The sequence below is a fragment of the Aeromonas sp. FDAARGOS 1414 genome, assembly GCF_019047065.1.
Classification (GTDB): domain Bacteria; phylum Pseudomonadota; class Gammaproteobacteria; order Enterobacterales; family Aeromonadaceae; genus Aeromonas; species Aeromonas veronii_A.
This window is the reverse complement of record NZ_CP077210.1, coordinates 1,368,761-1,384,819: the sequence shown is the minus strand read 5'-3', so window position 1 is coordinate 1,384,819 and position 16,059 is coordinate 1,368,761. Positions and strand designations below refer to the sequence as shown.

The following is a 16,059-nucleotide window of genomic DNA, read 5'->3' as shown; positions in this document are numbered from 1 at the left end:
ACCAACTGGCGGGGTCAAACAATTTGCATTACGTCAGATACGCCAGACAAAAAGAAAGGGCGACCGCAGTCGCCCTTGTGCATTGGAGGTCGCCTTGTCAGCTGCGTTTGCTGACCTTGGCCAGATCTGCCGTGATATTGGCCGCTTCGATGAGATACTCATCGGGCGCTTCAAAATCAGCGGGCAGTTCGTCCAGACTCTTCACCGCCGGTTTGCCAAGGCGAGCCAGCCGCTCGTTGGTGCGTTTGAGCGCTTGCTCATCCTGTTTCGCCTGCTCGGCAACACGCTCCGCCTCGTTGAGGGAGACCGACTTCTTCTCCTTCTCCACCTTGTAGTCGGCAATATCTTGCATCACGTAGGCGAACTCGGGATCCTTGGCGATGCGGGCATCATGAGCCGCCTGCAGCTTGGGCAGCAGAGTAGTGAAATTGCCCAGAGTCTGATAGTTGGCAGAGGCTATCTTGTCCCACGGCAGCGCATTGAACTCACGGCTTTCACCCGTCTCTTCCGGCGCAACCGGTGTAGGGAAGCTGATATCCGGCGCAACGCCCTTGTTCTGGGTACTGCCACCGTTGATCCGGTAGAACTTGGCGATGGTGTACTGCACGTGACCCAGCGGCTGCTCGTAGAAGTCATAGACCTTGGCGAGGCTGCGATGCTGCTGCACTGTCCCCTTGCCGAAGGAGTTTTCCCCAAGGATCAGGGCTCGCCCATAATCCTGCATGGCGGCAGCAAAGATCTCGGAGGCCGAGGCACTGTATCTGTCGATCAGCACCGACATGGGACCGCCGTAATAGACGTTGCCATCGTCGTCACCGTTGACCGTGATACGGCCCATATGATCACGGATCTGAACCACAGGACCGCTGCCAAAGAAGAGACCACTCAGGGCAGAGGCTTCAGTCAGGGCGCCACCGCCGTTACCGCGCAGATCGATGATCAGACCATCGATCTTCTGCTTGTTGAGGCTGGAGAGCTCCTTGATCACGTCGTCATGCAGATTGACGTAGAAACTCGGGATCTCGATGACACCAATCTTCTTGCCTTCGGCGTTAATCACCTTGGACTTGGCGGCTCTGTCTTCAAGGCGCACCTTGTCGCGGGTCAGCTCGATCTGCTCGGTCTTGGCGGTTGCGCCCTTGCCGCGCTGAATTTCAAGCTTGACCTTGCTCCCCTTGGGCCCCTTGATGAGCTCGACCACGTCATCGAGACGCCAGCCGATCACATCGACAATCTTGCCATCTTCCTGCCCTACCCCGGTGATCTTGTCATCGGGTTTGAGGTGGTTGGATTTGGCAGCCGGGCCACCGGGCACCAAAGAACGGATGACGGTAAAGTCATCTTCCGCCTGCAACACGGCACCGATCCCCTCCAGCGAAAGGTTCATCTCGGTGTTGAAACGATCGGCACTGCGCGGTGAGAGGTAACTGGTGTGCGGTTCGATGGCGCGAGCGAAGGAGTTCATGAAGAGCTGGAAGACATCCTCACTCTCGGTCTGGGACATCCGCTTGATGGCATTGTTGTAACGCTTGCCAAGCAGCTCCTTGATCTCGGGCCACTCCTTGCCGCTGAGCTTGAGACTCAGGGCATCGAACTTGACCCGCTGACGCCACAGCTCGTTGAGCTCTGCTTCATCTTTGGGCCAAGCCGCCCCTTCCCGATCAAACACATAGTTGTCGGTCTGGGTAAAATCGAAAGGAGTATCAAGCAGTTTGAGGGCGTATTCGAACCGCTCATAACGCCGCTGCTGACTCAGGTTGAACATCTCGTAGGCGGGAGCCAGACGACCTCTTTCGAGGTCGGTGTCAAAACCGTTACGGTACTTTTCAAAACGGCTGATATCAGAGGCCAAAAACAGGTTGCGGCTGTAGTCCAGATTCTCCAGATATTTATCGAAAATCACGGAGGAAAAGGCATCGTCCAGCTTGAACTGTTTGTAGTGCGAGCGGGTAAACAGATTGGTAATTCGCTTGCTGGCCGTAGCATGTTGGCTCTCTTGAGCCAACACAGGCAAATCACTCTCCTTGAGCACCGGCTCGATGGCCTGTGCAAGCCCGGCAAGCGCCAGGCTACAGGCAACGAGGGAAAAACGAATTACGCCATGCTTCAACATTTGTCTCCTTAGAGAACCAAGTGCTCTGATTTGACCCGCACCATCATGCCGGTCTGCAGTTGGACCTGTACATCGTCCTTGGTTACTTCCTTGATGGTTGCCGGAACCGGGAATTTACCCATAACGACGCGCACATCCTGGCCCACTTTCAGCGTAGCGGCATCCACTTTAACCAGCGGAGCGTCAGCGACCGGTGCCTTGGCGGCAGTTTTCGGCTTGGCAGCTACATCAGCTTTCTCGGTTTTGCGCACAGCAGGACGACGAGGCTTCTTGGCCTTCTCATCCTTCTCTTTGGTATTGGTACGACGGCTGGCGAATACACGCTCTTTGCTCTCTTTCAGAGCTTGCTTGGCGTGCTCGATGTGCTCTTCGGTCAACAGCTCGCCCGGGTTGCCCTCCAGATCGACGCGAGCCTGGCCAGCTTTGAGACCGTGCAGGTAGCGCCAGCTGGAGGTGTATTGACGCAGTGCGGAACGCAGCATGGTCTTGGAGACTCTGGCATCGTCAGCAAGACGCTCGGCCAAATCCTGGAAGATGCCAATCTTGAGCGGCTTGGCCTCTCCTTCAGCAACGAAGCAGGCCGGGAATTTCTCGACCAGGTAGGCAACGATCTCTTTACTGTTCTTCAGCTTCTCAGTGTTTTCCATGTATAACCTTGGCTTTCATATAAACGCACGGGCACGTCCCGAGCACAACAAAGGCCCCATTATAGAGAGCTTGGGGCCTTTTGCGAACCATCTAGCAATGACTTAGAGCATGCTTTCCAAAATTTGCACCGTTTCTTCGAGGCCAATCCGGTCTTCCTGGTCGAAACGGTTAAAAATCGGACTGTCGATATCGAGTACCCCGATGATCTCGCCACCACGGCGCACCGGGATCACGATTTCCGAGTTGCTCGCGCCATCACAAGCGATATGACCATCGAACTGGTGGACATCGTCAATGAGCTGGGTTCTCCCCTCTGCCACTGCCGTACCACACACCCCACGGCCGACCGGGATCCGCACGCAGGCCGGTTTGCCCTGAAATGGCCCCAATACCAGGGTCTCGCCCTGCAACAGATAAAAACCGACCCAGTTGATCTCCGCCAGCTCCTGATTCAGCAGTGCGGAGAGGTTGGCCAGATTGGCAATCAGATCGGTTTCCCCCTCCAGCAGCGCCTTAGCCTGCTGGTTGAGGGTGCGATAAAATGGTTGTTTTTCAATCATGATTAAATGAACTTCACTCCCTGATGGTTTGGGGAAGGTAACGCCTGGCCGGGAAATTTCAAATATTTTTTCCACTCCCCGCTCCTTGCGCCGTTATTCCCGGGCAACGGAAAGCGCCAATTGCTGGCGTTGACCATTACTCCACTCGATATTTAACAACCAAATCATGACGGGTGATGTACAACTCCCCACCTGGGTTACCCCCTGCCACTGTCCGTCTATTTCTTCAAAGCTCACCGGAATGGTGCCCATAAACATATCTTTGCCTTCGAGTGTCGCTTTCACCGGTTTGATGGCCGGATCGCCGCCGGTAATAGCGATGGCAAAGTCATGTTCGGCGCGCAGCGGTAATTCCTTGATGGCGACCGTCAGCGACTTGTCACCAATCAGCGCGCTGCAAGGGGTGTGGGAAAGATCACAAATCTGATCTTTTTTCTGGTCAGCAGAGACGCTGTTATCGGCCGAAAACCAGGTGCGATAAGCCATCAGCGCCAATAACAGCGCCAATACCAGTACGAGGTGCAAAACTTTACGTGCGGTAAGTCTCTCTTTCATCAAAAACAGCCCGATTAAGATGCAATTAAAATAGTTTTTTGTGATCTCGAACAAGGTAAAAAACTGCCATATCGAGACCGGACGGAGCCAAATATATCACTGTTTATACTGTTATTTTACCTGTCACTTCAGTATCATTCCCATGCAGTTTTCATTTAGCCATCTTTTGCTTTTCCTTTCGTTAACAGATGTTAACAACTGGTCGGCGGTGGCTGATGAAGCCAGTCCGGTCCTCCGGATACAAAACCAAACAACAGCAGCATCGGAAGCGGAATATAACGATGAGCCATACAACTAACCATCCTGAGTACAACTACACCGTTGTTCGCCAGTTTACCGTCATGACGATTGTCTGGGGAATTGTCGGCATGTCGGTTGGCGTACTGATCGCAGCCCAGTTGATCTGGCCTGCCCTCAACTTCGAGACCCCGTGGCTGACTTACAGTCGTCTGCGGCCCCTCCATACCAACGCAGTGATCTTCGCCTTCGGCGTCAGTGCACTGATGGCCACCTCGTTTTACGTGGTGCAGCGCACCTGTCAAACCAGACTGTTTGGTGGCCCGCTGGCTACTTTCGTCTTCTGGGGCTGGCAAGCAATCATTCTCTCTGCCGCCATCTCTCTGCCGCTGGGTTACACCTCCGCCAAAGAGTATGCCGAGCTGGAGTGGCCGATTGATATCGCCATCACTGTGGTATGGGTCGCCTATGCCATCGTCTTCTTCGGCACCCTGATGAAGCGCACCACCTCCCACATCTATGTGGCGAACTGGTTCTTCGGCGCCTTCATCATCACCGTTGCGGTGCTGCACATTGTCAACAACATGGAAGTGCCGCTCTCCGGCATGAAGTCCTACTCCATGTACTCCGGCGCCATGGACGCCATGGTGCAGTGGTGGTATGGCCACAACGCGGTAGGCTTCCTGCTGACCGCCGGCTTCCTGGGGATGATGTACTACTTCGTACCCAAGCAGGCCGGTCGTCCGGTTTACTCCTATCGCCTCTCCATCGTCCACTTCTGGGCGCTGATCTCCCTCTATATCTGGGCCGGTCCGCACCACCTGCACTACACCGCACTGCCAGACTGGGCTCAGTCACTGGGCATGGTGATGTCCCTGATCCTGTTCGTACCTTCCTGGGGCGGCATGATCAACGGCATCATGACCCTCTCCGGTGCCTGGCACAAACTGCGTTATGACCCCATCCTGCGCTTCCTGATCGTCTCCCTATCTTTCTACGGCATGTCGACCTTCGAAGGCCCGATGATGGCGATCAAAACCGTCAACGCCCTCTCCCACTACACCGACTGGACCGTTGGTCACGTTCACTCCGGTGCGCTGGGTTGGGTTGCCATGGTCTCCATCGGTGCGGTCTATCACCTGATCCCGAACCTGTTCGGCCAGGGCCGGATGTACAGCGTCAAGCTGATCAACGTTCACTTCTGGCTGGCGACCGTGGGCACCGTGCTCTACATCGTTGCCATGTGGATTTCCGGCGTGATGCAGGGCCTGATGTGGCGTGCAGTCAACGAAGACGGCACCCTGACCTACAGCTTCGTTGAAGCGCTGCAGGCATCCTATCCCTTCTATTTCGTGCGCTTCCTGGGTGGCTGCTTCTTCGTCACCGGCATGTTGCTGATGGCTTACAACGCCTATCGCACCATCACTGCGCCCAAAGGTTCTCTGGAACCTGTCGCCCAGCCAGCATGATTGAAGAGGTCAACCCATGAGCAACAATAACCGTCACGAAATATTTGAAAAAAGCGTTCCCATGCTGGTGGTCGGCATCATCTTCGCCATCAGTCTGGGGGGCCTGGTTGAAATCACTCCGCTGTTCTTCCAAAAGCAAACCACCGAGCCGGTGGAGGGCCTCAAGCCCTACACCGCTCTGCAGATGGAAGGACGCGACATCTTCATTCGCGAAGGCTGCACCAACTGCCACAGCCAGATGATCCGTCCGTTCCGTGCCGAAACCGAGCGTTACGGTCACTACTCGGTCGCCGGTGAGAGCGTCTGGGAACACCCCTTCCTGTGGGGTTCCAAGCGTACAGGTCCGGATCTGGCCCGTGTCGGTGGCCGGTACTCCGACGAGTGGCACAAGGTTCACCTGATCAACCCGCGCGATGTGGTACCGGAATCCAACATGCCCGCCTATCCCTGGCTTGATACCAATGTGCTGACTGGCGAGATGACCGGCAAAAAACTGGCGCTGTTCCGCGATCACTTCGGTGTGCCCTATACCGACGCCGATATTCAGGGTGCTGGCGAAGCCGTCAAGGGCAAAACCGAGCTGGATGCGCTGGTGGCCTATCTGCAATCACTGGGTCATGCCCTGAAATAAGGAGGCGAAAATGGACTACGGCACATTTCGCGGTCTGTATACCTTGCTGTTGATGGCCATCATGATTGGCATCATCGTCTGGGCCTACAGCAAACGCCGCAAGACCTCTTTCGACGAGGCTGCCAATTTGGTTTTTGCCGATGATGAGCAACCCGGTGCTGATAAAAAGAACGCAGGAGCGAAACAATAATGAGCACTCTGTTTAGCATTTTTGTGACTGTCATCAGTCTGGGAACCATCCTCGGCTGCTTCTTGCTGCTGATGTGGTGCCGCAAGGACAAGATGGGTGTTGAAGAAGGCAAATCGATGGGTCACTCCTTCGATGGCATCGAGGAGATCAACAACCCGCTGCCGAAGTGGTGGACTTACATGTTCCTCTTCTTCATCGTCACCGGTCTGGTTTATTTGATCGCCTTCCCGGGGCTTGGCAACTTCAAAGGCCTGCTGGGCTGGCAAAGTTCCAACCAGGACGTGCGCTCACTGGCCGAGTCCAAAGCTGCAACCGAATCGGCCAAGGCTGAAGGTCGCGCGGTGGAGTATGACCGTGAGGTCGCCAAGGCTGACGAGATCTACGGCGCCAAGTTCCGTGAACTCACCTACGAAGCGGATGGCAAAACCTATCGTGCCATCACCGAGATCGCCAAGGATCCGGAAGCCCTGAAAGTGGGTCAGCGTCTGTTCCTGCAGAACTGCTCCCAGTGCCACGGCTCTGACGCCCGCGGTGGTCGCGGTTTCCCGAACCTGACCGACAGCGAATGGCAATGGGGCGGCCAGCCTGATCAAATCAAGACCACCATCATGGGCGGTCGTCAGGGGATCATGGCTGCCTGGGGTGAAATCCTCGGCAAAGATGGCGTTCAGGAAGTGGCCTCCTATGTGCTGAGCCTCTCCGGTCGCAAGGTCGACCTGGTGGAAGCGAAGAAAGGTGAAGCACGCTTTGCCATCTGCGCTGCCTGCCACGGGGCCGATGCCAAGGGCGGTGTTGCCGTCGGTGCGCCAGATCTGACCAACAACACCTGGCTCTACGGTGGCTCCCGCGAAGTGGTGGTGCAAACCATCACCCACGGTCGTCACGGCGTGATGCCAGCCTGGAAAGATATTCTGGGTGAGGACAAGGTTCACCTGCTGGCCTCCTACGTTTACAGCCTGTCTCATCAACAGTCTGCCAAATAAGGTTCGCCCGTAACGTTGTAACATGTGATAAACACGTGATTACACAGCAAAAAGCCTCGACTCCTCGAGGCTTTTTGTTATCTTGTGTTGCGTAAAAACCATCTTCCACGTTAATCATTCGTTTCATGGCAGTAGCAATCATGACCCAACCTCTATCCAAACCGTGGTATCGCCAATTCTGGCCCTGGTTTATCATCGCCCTCCCCACTGCCGCCGTTGTCGGCAGCATCGCCACCGCCATCATCGCCAGCAAGGATGGGGTCAATCTGGTGGCCGAGGACTATTACAAACAAGGGAAAGAGATCAATCAGGACTTGAGCAAGTTTGACCGCTCCGAAGCCCTCAATATCCGCTTTGGGCTGGAAGTTGACGGCAACGAGCTGACCCTCAAACCCATCAGCGGTGACATTCCTGCCGGGCAAGCTCTCTATCTCTCATTGTTCCACCCGACCTTGGCCGGTCAGGACAGCGAACACATGATCACCGCCGATGCGAGCGGCACCTATCGCCTCCATTTCGACAAGCCGCTGGTCGGCAAGTGGCATATTCGGGTCGATGCCTTTGACCACGAGTGGCGATTGCAAGAGACCGTCCAGCTGCCGACCCTGGCCCCTGTCGAACTCGACCCGAAAGGACGCTAAGCCATGACCGGCTGTTCTCACTGTGGCGAGCCGGTTCTCGCCAGCGCCCCTGCTGCTTGCATTCTGCATTCAGGGGGACATATAGCATGACCCCCTGTTTTCACTGTGGCGAGCCGGTACCCGCCAATAGTGGCTATTCCCTCGAGATAAAGGGGATTGTTCGCCCCATGTGCTGCCCCGGTTGTCAGGCGGTGGCGGAAACCATCATGGAGTGCGGCCTCGCCAGTTACTACGATCACCGCACCGCCCCCGGTACCAAGGGGGATCTGGTACCCGAGGAGCTGGCCGCCCTCACCCACTACGATCTGGCAGAAGTGCAACAGGAGTTTGTCACCGACAACGGTACCCTTCGCGAAATCCAGCTGACAGTAGAAGGGCTAACCTGCGCCGCCTGTGCCTGGCTTATCGAACGCCACCTGATGACCCTTGGTGGCCTGCGCTACATCAACGTCAACACCACCACCCACCGGGCCCGTATCAAGTGGGATCCAGACCAGCTCTCCCTGAGTGACATCCTCAAGGGATTTGCCCAGATCGGCTATCGCGCCTATCCGTTCCAGACCCATCAACAGGAAGCCCTCTACGCCAAAGAGGTGCGCAGCTATATGTTCCGGCTGGCACTGGCGGGGCTGGGCTCGATGCAGGTGATGATGTGCGCCGTGGCCCTCTACATGGATCTCTTCATCAGCGTTGAAGATGAGTTCATGGTCTACTTCAAGTGGATAAGCCTGCTGCTCTCCACCCCCATCATGATCTACTCGGCCCAGCCCTTTTACGTGGGTGCCTGGCGCAGCCTGAAACAGGGTCACCTGTCGATGGATGTGTCGGTGTCGCTGGCGCTGATCGGGGCTTTTATCGCCTCCATGTGGGCCACCGTGTTCAATACCGGTGAGGTCTATTACGACTCCATCACCATGTTCGTCTTCTTCCTGCTGCTGGGGCGCTTTCTCGAGTTGCGGGCCCGGCGCAAGGCGTCGGAGTCGAGCTCCAACCTGGCGCGACTGGTGCCCATCATGGCGACCCGCATCGATGAGGAAGGGGAACATGAGGTAGCGGCCAAGACCTTGCAGGTCGGCGATCGGGTACGTGTGCTGGCTGGCGCCACCTTGCCGGCGGATGGCATCATTGTCGAAGGGCAAGCCAGCCTCAACGAATCCATGCTGACCGGTGAACAGCTGCCCCTGCTCAAACAGCGCGGTGATCAGGTCTATGCCGGCACCATCAACACGGATGCCCCGCTGCAGATCCGGGTCAGCCACCGTATCGAAGAGTCTCGGATCGCCCAGATCATGCGGCTGCAGGATCACGCCCTCGATGATAAACCGGCCATCGCCCAGATGGCGGATCAGCTGTCGCGCCACTTTATTCTGGTGCTGCTGATCATTGCCGCCGCCGTCTGGACCTTCTGGCACTTCCATCAACCGGATCAGGCGTTCTGGGTCACCCTCGCCGTGCTGGTTGCCACCTGCCCCTGTGCCCTGTCGCTGGCCACCCCGACGGCGCTAACCTCGGCCACCGCCAATCTGACCCGCAACGGCATTCTGCTGCGCCGTGGTCATGTGCTGGACGTGCTGACCAAGGCCAACCGGATCGTGATGGACAAGACCGGTACCCTGACCACAGGTGAGATCAGTCTGACAGGCACCACCACCTTGGCAGAGATGGACGAGACGCACTGCCTCGCCATCGCCCGGGCCATGGAGGCGCAATCCGAACACCCCATTGCCCGCGCCTTCCGGCTGCCCGCCGACAGTATCAATGTGCTGCCATCCGCCCGCGAGATCACCCCGGTCATCGGTCACGGCATCACAGCGCTGGTGGATGGCGTACGCTACCGCATCGGCAGTGCCCGCTGGCTTGGGCTGGATCCGGCGCAAGAATGCGGCCGCGGTCTGGCTATCTATCTGGCCGACGAGCAGCAGGTCTTGGCCCGCTTCAATCTGGAAGATACCCTGCGCCCCGATGCCAGGGCGCTGATCGCGGCATTCAAGGCGGCAGGTCTGCAAACTACCGTGCTGACTGGTGACAGCTCTTTGCAGGCAGACGAGATTGCCCGCGAGCTGGGCGTGGATGAGCTGGTCAAGGGGGTCTCACCCGATGGCAAGCTGGCCTACCTCAAGGCCCGGGAAGCCCAGGGGGATATCAGCATCATGGTGGGCGATGGCATCAACGACGCCCCGGTACTGGCCGGAGCTCACGCCTCGTTTGCCATGGCCGGTGGCACCGATCTGGCGAAAAACAGCGCCGATGCCATCTTGCTGGCCGATGACTTGAGCCGACTGCTCGAAGCCAGAGTGCTGGCAATGCGTACCCGCAAGATCATCATCGAGAACTTCGCCTGGTCCATCGGTTACAACCTGCTGGTGCTGCCGCTGGCGGCCTGCGGCTGGCTGCCCCCCTATCTGGCGGCGGCGGGCATGTCGCTCAGCTCACTCATCGTGGTAACCAACTCCATGCGCCTCAACCGATGAGGCAGGTGGCGGAAAATAGCTGAAAATGTGGCCTGCCTCCGATGCAGGCCACATTTCTCACTGATAGCGGCTGGCCCCCTGCCCGAACAGGGTTACCATAGGGGACGCTTGCCAAGGATGAACGCCAAGGTACCTCTCATGAATATAATTTTTGTCCTGATCCCCATCGCCATCCTGTTTGTGATCATCGCCGGGGTCGTCTTCTTCTGGGCCATTCGCTCCGAACAGTTTGAAGATCTCGACCGGCAGGGTTCCAACATCCTGTTTGACGAAGAGCAACCTGCCCACAAACCCGCAAAGCCTGCTGACCATGACCCACAACCTTGATCTGGCCGGCGCCCTGCTGGTCGGACTGGCAGGCTCTGCCCACTGTATCGGCATGTGCGGTGGCGTCTCCGCCGCGCTCTCCATGGCGATCCCCGCCAACAAGCAGCACTTCTGGGGGCGGCTCGCCTATCTGCTCAACTACAACCTCGGCCGGATCCTGAGCTATGTGATTGCAGGTGCCCTGGTGGGCGGCCTGCTCGCCACCACCAGTGAGCTGGGCGCTGGCAAACACGCTATTGCCGGCTTGCGTCTCGTGGCAGCGCTATTGATGATTGCGCTTGGTCTCTATCTGGCGGGCTGGTGGCAAGGGATCTTGCTGCTGGAGCGGCTCGGCGCCAGACTTTGGACACGTATCAAACCGCTGGCGGGCAAGTTTCTCCCCTTCACCTCACCTGTGCAGGCACTGCCCTTTGGCATGGTGTGGGGTTGGCTGCCCTGCGGGCTGGTCTACTCCATGCTGACCTGGAGCGCGGCAGCCGGTTCGGCCAGTGGCGGGGCGCTCATCATGCTATTTTTTGGCCTCGGCACCCTGCCCACCCTGTTTGCGTTGGGCGGGCTCGCCGATCGCCTGAGATACTGGCTCACCCTGCGCAGTTTGCGCCTTGGCGGTGCCCTGCTGCTCATTTTGTTCGGGGTGCATACCTTCTGGATTGGCATTGCTTCCTTTTGAAACCCTATCCAAAACGGATGAGTTGATGGTAAACTTGTTTGATATAAATCAATTATTCGTATGAGCCTATGATCCCGGAAAAGAAACCTGGCAGACGTATCCAGAGCGGTGGCTGTGCAATTCATTGCCAGGATTGCAGCATCAGTCAGCTCTGTATCCCTTTCACTCTGAACGACAACGAGCTTGATCAGCTGGACAGCATCATCGAGCGCAAGAAGCCGATCCAGAAGGGTGAAGAGCTGTTCAAGGCTGGCGATGAGTTCAAATCGCTCTATGCCATCCGTTCCGGGACCATCAAGTCTTACACCATCACCGAGCAAGGGGATGAGCAGATCACCGCGTTCCACCTCGCTGGCGATCTTGTCGGTTTCGATGCCATCCACAAACAGGCACACCCCTCCTTCGCCCAGGCGCTGGAAACCGCCATGGTGTGCGAGATCCCCTTTGAAGTGCTCGACGATCTCTCCGGCAAGATGCCCAAGCTGCGCCAGCAGATCATGCGTCTGATGAGCAACGAAATCATGGGCGATCAGGAGATGATCCTGTTGCTCTCCAAGAAGAATGCCGAAGAGCGCCTCGCCGCCTTCCTGCACAATCTGTCGGTACGCTTCTCCGAGCGCGGTTTCTCCGCCAAGGAGTTCCGTCTCTCCATGACCCGTGGTGACATTGGCAACTATCTGGGATTGACTGTCGAGACCATCAGTCGTCTGCTCGGCCGTTTCCAGAAGTCCGGTCTCATCAGCGTCAAAGGCAAATACATTACCGTGCTGGATCAGGTCGCGCTGGGCATGATGGCCGGTGCCACTCGCCCGCCCTGCGGCTGATTTTTCCGCTTACCCTCCCGCTTTTCTCCTGCTTTCCCTGCCGGATCCTTTCCTCTGGAATGTGATCCGGTACGTTCCCCATACCCTCCTCCTGCGCTAAGCTGTAATGGCTAAGATTCTGCTGTCATTGGACTTTTCCAAGGAGGAGAAGATGGTCAAATATCAGAATATTCTGGTGGTTATCAATCCAGAAGAGGAGCGTCAAATCGCCCTCGAACGGGCAGTCAAAGTCGCCGAGCTGGACGAAAACGCCCATCTGACCCTGCTGCTCACCATCTATGACTTCTCGTATGAAATGACCGCCATGCTCTCGGTGGACGAGCGGCAAGAGATGCGCGACGGCGTCATTTCACAGCGACGTGAGTGGCTGGACGAGATCCTGACCCCTTATCGGGCACAGGGGATCGAGTGCGAAGTGAAAGTAGTCTGGCACAATCGTCCCTTCGAGTGCGTCATTCAGGAAGTGCTGGAGCAGCGCCACGATCTGGTGGTCAAAGCCACTCATCATCACAGCTTCCTGCAAACCTTCATCTTTACCCCCACCGACTGGCACCTGCTGCGCAAATGCCCCTGTCCGGTGCTGCTGGTCAAGGAGGGTCACTGGCAACGGGGCGGCAACATCATCGCCGCCATCAACTGCTCAAGCGACGATCCGGATCAGAAACTGCTCAACGAACGGATCACCCAGGAGGGAAGCGACATCGCCGAGCTGCTGGGCTCCAACCTCTATCTGGTCAACACCTACCCGGGCACCCCGGTCAACGTGGCCATCGAGCTGCCGGAGTTTGATCCCAACGCCTACAACGAGGCGATCCGCAAACACCATGAAAGCCTGCTGCTCAGCCATGCCGACAAGTTCGGTATCGGTCATCTCTGGACCCGGGTTGCAGAGGGGCTACCGGAAGAGGTGTTGCCGGATATGGCCGAAGAGCTCAAGGCGACCTTGATGATCATGGGCTGTGTAGGGCGTACCGGTCTTTCTGCAGCTTTGCTCGGCAATACCGCCGAACATGTGATTGACCGCCTCTCCTGCGACATCCTGATCCTCAAACCGGCGGACTACAGCTGCCCGGTCGACAGTCGTCGCAATCGATCATAAGGTGCCTGGCACCTTGCCCTCCCCCGGGACATGGCTATAATAACGCGCTTATTTGTGTCCCGGGTTTTACGAGCATGCTAGAAGAGCTGAACGCCAAAGAAAAATACAGTTTCAACAAACTGCAAAAGCGCCTGCGGCGCAACGTAGGTCAGGCCATTGCCGACTTCAACATGATTGAAGAGGGCGACAAGGTCATGGTCTGCCTCTCCGGCGGCAAGGACAGCTTCGGTATGCTCGACATACTGATGAGCCTCAAAGCCAGCGCCCCCATCCATTTCGATCTGGTTGCCGTCAACCTGGATCAGAAGCAGCCCGGTTTCCCCGAGCACGTGCTGCCCGAGTATCTGGATTCCCTCGGCATCGAGTACAAGATCGTCGAGGAAGATACCTACTCCATCGTCAAGGAGAAGGTACCGGAAGGCAAAACCACCTGCTCCCTCTGCTCACGGCTGCGCCGCGGTATTCTCTACCGCACTGCACAGGAGCTGGGTTGCACCAAGATTGCCCTTGGCCACCACCGCGACGACATCCTCGAGACCCTGTTCCTCAACATGTTCTACGGTGGCAAGCTCAAGTCCATGCCGCCCAAGCTGGTGAGCGACGATGGCAAGAACGTGGTGATCCGCCCGCTGGCCTACTGCAAAGAGAAGGATCTGATCCGCTACGCCGACGTCAAAGCCTTCCCCATCATTCCGTGCAACCTGTGCGGCTCGCAAGAGAACCTGCAGCGTCAGGCCATCAAGCAGATGATGCAGGATTGGGATCGCCGCTTCCCCGGTCGTATCGAGACCATGTTCACCGCCATTCAGGACGTGATCCCGAGCCACCTGCTCGATCACAAGCTGTTTGACTTCAAGAGCATCAACCGTGACTCCGGCATCATCGATGGCGGCGACAAGGCGTTTGATCCGCCCGAGATGCCAAAGGCGCCGCTGCTGGATATCGACGAGATGGACATGCTGGATGTGATTGAAGTGCGCTAAGCCGCGCTCACAGGGCAAACGCCACGCAATAAAAAAGGAGCGATAATCGCTCCTTTTTTGCTTTCTGGATTGGCCTGTCACTGCGGTGACAGCACCACCAGCATCAGCCTTTGTGCAGCCAGGGGGTCAGTCGCAGCACGTCACCCTGCAGGCGCAGTTGCCCAGCAGCGAACGCGGCCAGTTGCTCATTGCTAAGCAACAGATGGCCTTCCTGCCAGGGCAGCGCTTCCTGACGGGCGCCATCAATCAGATAAGCAGTGCCGCTCTGCTGCACCAGGGTAATACGTACCCCTTCCATCTTCGGCAGGAAGTGCTTGCCGACCATGCCCGCCATCTTGTCGAGCAACGACTGCATCTGCTGCTGACGGGCCGCCAGCTCGGCCAGCGGCAGCTCGGGCCCGTTCGGTGCGTCAGCCATCACCTGTACCGTCATATCGCATGTAGCGTGCTCTTCTTTCAGGCCGACGGTTACGATCCCCTTGTCGAGGTTGAGATCCTCATCAAAAGGCAGGCGCAGTTCGCTATCGATTGTTACCTCGCCCGCAACCTCCTTGCTGTTGGTTGCAACCCGGGCAAAGGTGAGGCCACAGCGCTGACCATTTTGCGGATCGGTCAGATAAAACCCCAGTCTGGCGTGACCAAACTCCCCTTTGGCAAAGGTCTTCATCTGGCTGTAGAAGGTGCTGTATTGCAGATCCAGCACCGGCTCAGCCAGCGCCAGCCCTGGCAGCAAGAGCGTGGCCAGCAGGCTCTGGCGCACAGCCTTGGTCACTCCATATCGACGGGTCATTCAACGTCCTTTTGCATCATGCATTGAAATGGTTGGGGCCTTCTGTCACCTCGTTAACCTCTACCCCCACCCCGCAGAGATCCCGATAGAGGATCCCCTTGCAGTTGAAATAGAGCGGTGCCACCCAGATAAGCCCCAACCCCATGGGGATCAGGGCCAGGAAGAAGAGCGCAGCCATCACGCCGTGAAACAGCACCAGGCTCGGCCAGCCGCGCAAGAAGATCTTGAGCGAGACCACAATGGCCTGCGGCGGCGTCATGCCGCGCTCCAGCACCAGCGGCACGGTAAAGAGCAGCCCCATGCCGATCAGGGCCGAGGGAATGAAAGAGAGTACGGCGGGCAATCCCAGCAGATCGAATAGCGGGCCAAACAGGCTGGTGAGCAGACTGCCAAGCAGGCTCAACATGCCGAGGCGCACAAAGTGGCGGAAGAAGTCGAACACCTGGTTGGCACGGGCGCGCACCCCGACCGACTGCTGCAACCCCAGCATATCGAGGGAGCTGGTCATGGGGGCCATCACCACCGTCATCAGCAGGCTCAGTACCATGGCCACATTCATCTGGCTGTCATCCCCCAGATAGGGCAACAGCAGCACATTGCTAAGCAGGATCCAGATCGCCGTCACCCCGACAATCGCCAGCAGCAGGCCAAATCCGGTACGGCGGGTCTGTTGCCATCCCTCCTGGATGACCCCTTTCAGATCAAGGCGGTAGCCCTGGTTCAGAGACTGCTCAAGGGAGCCGCCAATACGCATTTTATTACTCAATTGACTATCCAATATCGAAAACGACCAAATCAGGTGGCACATTATAGCGATTTGGTCTGCTATTCGTAGCCGTTTTTCCTGCGCACTTGCGGCTAATTCGGG

17 protein-coding genes are annotated in these 16,059 nt (G+C 57.3%); 11 read left to right on the top strand and 6 right to left on the bottom strand.

Annotation, left to right across the window (positions count from 1 at the left end; translation table 11 throughout):
- Window positions 1–97: 97 nt before the first annotated feature.
- From prc to I6L44_RS06150, 4 genes are all read right to left on the bottom strand, one after another.
- Window positions 98–2,113 (bottom strand): carboxy terminal-processing peptidase, encoded by a 2,016-nt coding sequence (gene prc, locus I6L44_RS06165; protein ID WP_216953569.1) that lies wholly within the window; start codon window positions 2,111–2,113, stop codon window positions 98–100.
- A gap of 8 nt (window positions 2,114–2,121) precedes the next feature.
- Window positions 2,122–2,760 (bottom strand): RNA chaperone ProQ, encoded by a 639-nt coding sequence (gene proQ / locus I6L44_RS06160; RefSeq protein WP_216953568.1) that lies wholly within the window; start codon window positions 2,758–2,760, stop codon window positions 2,122–2,124.
- 102 nt (window positions 2,761–2,862) lie between these two features.
- Window positions 2,863–3,321 (bottom strand): GAF domain-containing protein, encoded by a 459-nt coding sequence (locus tag I6L44_RS06155; RefSeq protein WP_100653748.1) that lies wholly within the window; start codon window positions 3,319–3,321, stop codon window positions 2,863–2,865.
- Window positions 3,322–3,414: 93 nt separating this feature from the next.
- Complete coding sequence (locus I6L44_RS06150; protein WP_216953567.1) at window positions 3,415–3,876, bottom strand: hypothetical protein; 462 nt, start codon at window positions 3,874–3,876, stop codon at window positions 3,415–3,417.
- Between the two features lie 281 nt (window positions 3,877–4,157).
- On the opposite strand from I6L44_RS06150, the gene ccoN reads away from it, so the two are divergent.
- The 11 genes from ccoN (at window position 4,158) to ttcA (ending at window position 14,401) form a co-directional block, all read left to right on the top strand.
- Complete coding sequence (gene ccoN, locus I6L44_RS06145) at window positions 4,158–5,582, top strand: cytochrome-c oxidase, cbb3-type subunit I (RefSeq protein ID WP_005336616.1); 1,425 nt, start codon at window positions 4,158–4,160, stop codon at window positions 5,580–5,582.
- Window positions 5,583–5,598: 16 nt separating this feature from the next.
- Complete coding sequence (gene ccoO / locus I6L44_RS06140) at window positions 5,599–6,213, top strand: cytochrome-c oxidase, cbb3-type subunit II (RefSeq protein WP_021230095.1); 615 nt, start codon at window positions 5,599–5,601, stop codon at window positions 6,211–6,213.
- A 10-nt stretch (window positions 6,214–6,223) separates the two neighbouring features.
- On the top strand, window positions 6,224–6,403 hold the full coding sequence (locus I6L44_RS06135; RefSeq protein WP_005336620.1) for a CcoQ/FixQ family Cbb3-type cytochrome c oxidase assembly chaperone: 180 nt from the start codon (window positions 6,224–6,226) through the stop codon (window positions 6,401–6,403).
- Window positions 6,403–7,386, top strand: a complete 984-nt coding sequence (ccoP, locus tag I6L44_RS06130; RefSeq protein ID WP_019446377.1) for a cytochrome-c oxidase, cbb3-type subunit III — start codon at window positions 6,403–6,405, stop codon at window positions 7,384–7,386. Before I6L44_RS06135 ends, ccoP begins: the two co-directional genes overlap by 1 nt.
- Window positions 7,387–7,526: 140 nt before the next feature.
- Window positions 7,527–8,027 carry a FixH family protein gene (locus I6L44_RS06125; RefSeq protein ID WP_043820362.1) on the top strand — a complete coding sequence of 167 codons (501 nt, stop codon included), beginning with the start codon at window positions 7,527–7,529 and terminating at the stop codon, window positions 8,025–8,027.
- A gap of 86 nt (window positions 8,028–8,113) precedes the next feature.
- Window positions 8,114–10,498, top strand: a complete 2,385-nt coding sequence (locus I6L44_RS06120) for a heavy metal translocating P-type ATPase (protein WP_216953566.1) — start codon at window positions 8,114–8,116, stop codon at window positions 10,496–10,498.
- Between the two features lie 138 nt (window positions 10,499–10,636).
- Entirely contained in the window at window positions 10,637–10,825 is a 189-nt protein-coding gene (gene ccoS, locus I6L44_RS06115) for a cbb3-type cytochrome oxidase assembly protein CcoS (RefSeq protein WP_081990675.1), read from the top strand.
- The gene (locus I6L44_RS06110; RefSeq protein WP_216953565.1) at window positions 10,809–11,495 is read left to right on the top strand and encodes a sulfite exporter TauE/SafE family protein; all 687 of its coding nucleotides are present in this window, start codon (window positions 10,809–10,811) and stop codon (window positions 11,493–11,495) included. Before ccoS ends, I6L44_RS06110 begins: the two co-directional genes overlap by 17 nt.
- A gap of 68 nt (window positions 11,496–11,563) precedes the next feature.
- Entirely contained in the window at window positions 11,564–12,319 is a 756-nt protein-coding gene (locus I6L44_RS06105; protein WP_005336632.1) for an FNR family transcription factor, read from the top strand.
- 151 nt (window positions 12,320–12,470) lie between these two features.
- The gene (gene uspE, locus I6L44_RS06100; RefSeq protein ID WP_139462500.1) at window positions 12,471–13,418 is read left to right on the top strand and encodes a universal stress protein UspE; all 948 of its coding nucleotides are present in this window, start codon (window positions 12,471–12,473) and stop codon (window positions 13,416–13,418) included.
- A gap of 74 nt (window positions 13,419–13,492) precedes the next feature.
- Window positions 13,493–14,401 carry a tRNA 2-thiocytidine(32) synthetase TtcA gene (gene ttcA / locus I6L44_RS06095; protein WP_005336634.1) on the top strand — a complete coding sequence of 303 codons (909 nt, stop codon included), beginning with the start codon at window positions 13,493–13,495 and terminating at the stop codon, window positions 14,399–14,401.
- Between the two features lie 103 nt (window positions 14,402–14,504).
- Here the strand turns inward: ttcA and I6L44_RS06090 are convergent, their stop codons facing one another.
- Both I6L44_RS06090 and I6L44_RS06085 read right to left on the bottom strand, forming a co-directional pair.
- A complete protein-coding gene (locus tag I6L44_RS06090) occupies window positions 14,505–15,191 on the bottom strand; it encodes a DUF2987 domain-containing protein (RefSeq protein ID WP_216953564.1) in 687 nt (228 codons plus the stop codon).
- 16 nt (window positions 15,192–15,207) lie between these two features.
- Window positions 15,208–15,945: a hypothetical protein gene (locus I6L44_RS06085; RefSeq protein ID WP_216954367.1), complete on the bottom strand. Its 738-nt coding sequence runs from the start codon at window positions 15,943–15,945 to the stop codon at window positions 15,208–15,210.
- Window positions 15,946–16,059: the final 114 nt, after the last annotated feature.

Excerpts from the sequence above, each read along its gene's own strand:
- ccoS (WP_081990675.1), top strand. The coding sequence starts at position 10,637 with ATGAATATAATTTTTGTCCTGATCCCCATCGCCATCCTGTTTGTGATC.
- prc (WP_216953569.1), bottom strand. The coding sequence starts at position 2,113 with ATGTTGAAGCATGGCGTAATTCGTTTTTCCCTCGTTGCCTGTAGCCTG.
- I6L44_RS06135 (WP_005336620.1), top strand. The coding sequence starts at position 6,224 with ATGGACTACGGCACATTTCGCGGTCTGTATACCTTGCTGTTGATGGCC.
- ttcA (WP_005336634.1), top strand. The coding sequence starts at position 13,493 with ATGCTAGAAGAGCTGAACGCCAAAGAAAAATACAGTTTCAACAAACTG.
- I6L44_RS06125 (WP_043820362.1), top strand. The coding sequence starts at position 7,527 with ATGACCCAACCTCTATCCAAACCGTGGTATCGCCAATTCTGGCCCTGG.
- I6L44_RS06155 (WP_100653748.1), bottom strand. The coding sequence starts at position 3,321 with ATGATTGAAAAACAACCATTTTATCGCACCCTCAACCAGCAGGCTAAG.
- ccoP (WP_019446377.1), top strand. The coding sequence starts at position 6,403 with ATGAGCACTCTGTTTAGCATTTTTGTGACTGTCATCAGTCTGGGAACC.
- ccoN (WP_005336616.1), top strand. The coding sequence starts at position 4,158 with ATGAGCCATACAACTAACCATCCTGAGTACAACTACACCGTTGTTCGC.
- I6L44_RS06085 (WP_216954367.1), bottom strand. The coding sequence starts at position 15,945 with ATGCGTATTGGCGGCTCCCTTGAGCAGTCTCTGAACCAGGGCTACCGC.
- proQ (WP_216953568.1), bottom strand. The coding sequence starts at position 2,760 with ATGGAAAACACTGAGAAGCTGAAGAACAGTAAAGAGATCGTTGCCTAC.
- uspE (WP_139462500.1), top strand. The coding sequence starts at position 12,471 with ATGGTCAAATATCAGAATATTCTGGTGGTTATCAATCCAGAAGAGGAG.
- ccoO (WP_021230095.1), top strand. The coding sequence starts at position 5,599 with ATGAGCAACAATAACCGTCACGAAATATTTGAAAAAAGCGTTCCCATG.
- I6L44_RS06090 (WP_216953564.1), bottom strand. The coding sequence starts at position 15,191 with ATGACCCGTCGATATGGAGTGACCAAGGCTGTGCGCCAGAGCCTGCTG.
- I6L44_RS06150 (WP_216953567.1), bottom strand. The coding sequence starts at position 3,876 with ATGAAAGAGAGACTTACCGCACGTAAAGTTTTGCACCTCGTACTGGTA.
- I6L44_RS06120 (WP_216953566.1), top strand. The coding sequence starts at position 8,114 with ATGACCCCCTGTTTTCACTGTGGCGAGCCGGTACCCGCCAATAGTGGC.
- I6L44_RS06110 (WP_216953565.1), top strand. The coding sequence starts at position 10,809 with ATGACCCACAACCTTGATCTGGCCGGCGCCCTGCTGGTCGGACTGGCA.
- I6L44_RS06105 (WP_005336632.1), top strand. The coding sequence starts at position 11,564 with ATGATCCCGGAAAAGAAACCTGGCAGACGTATCCAGAGCGGTGGCTGT.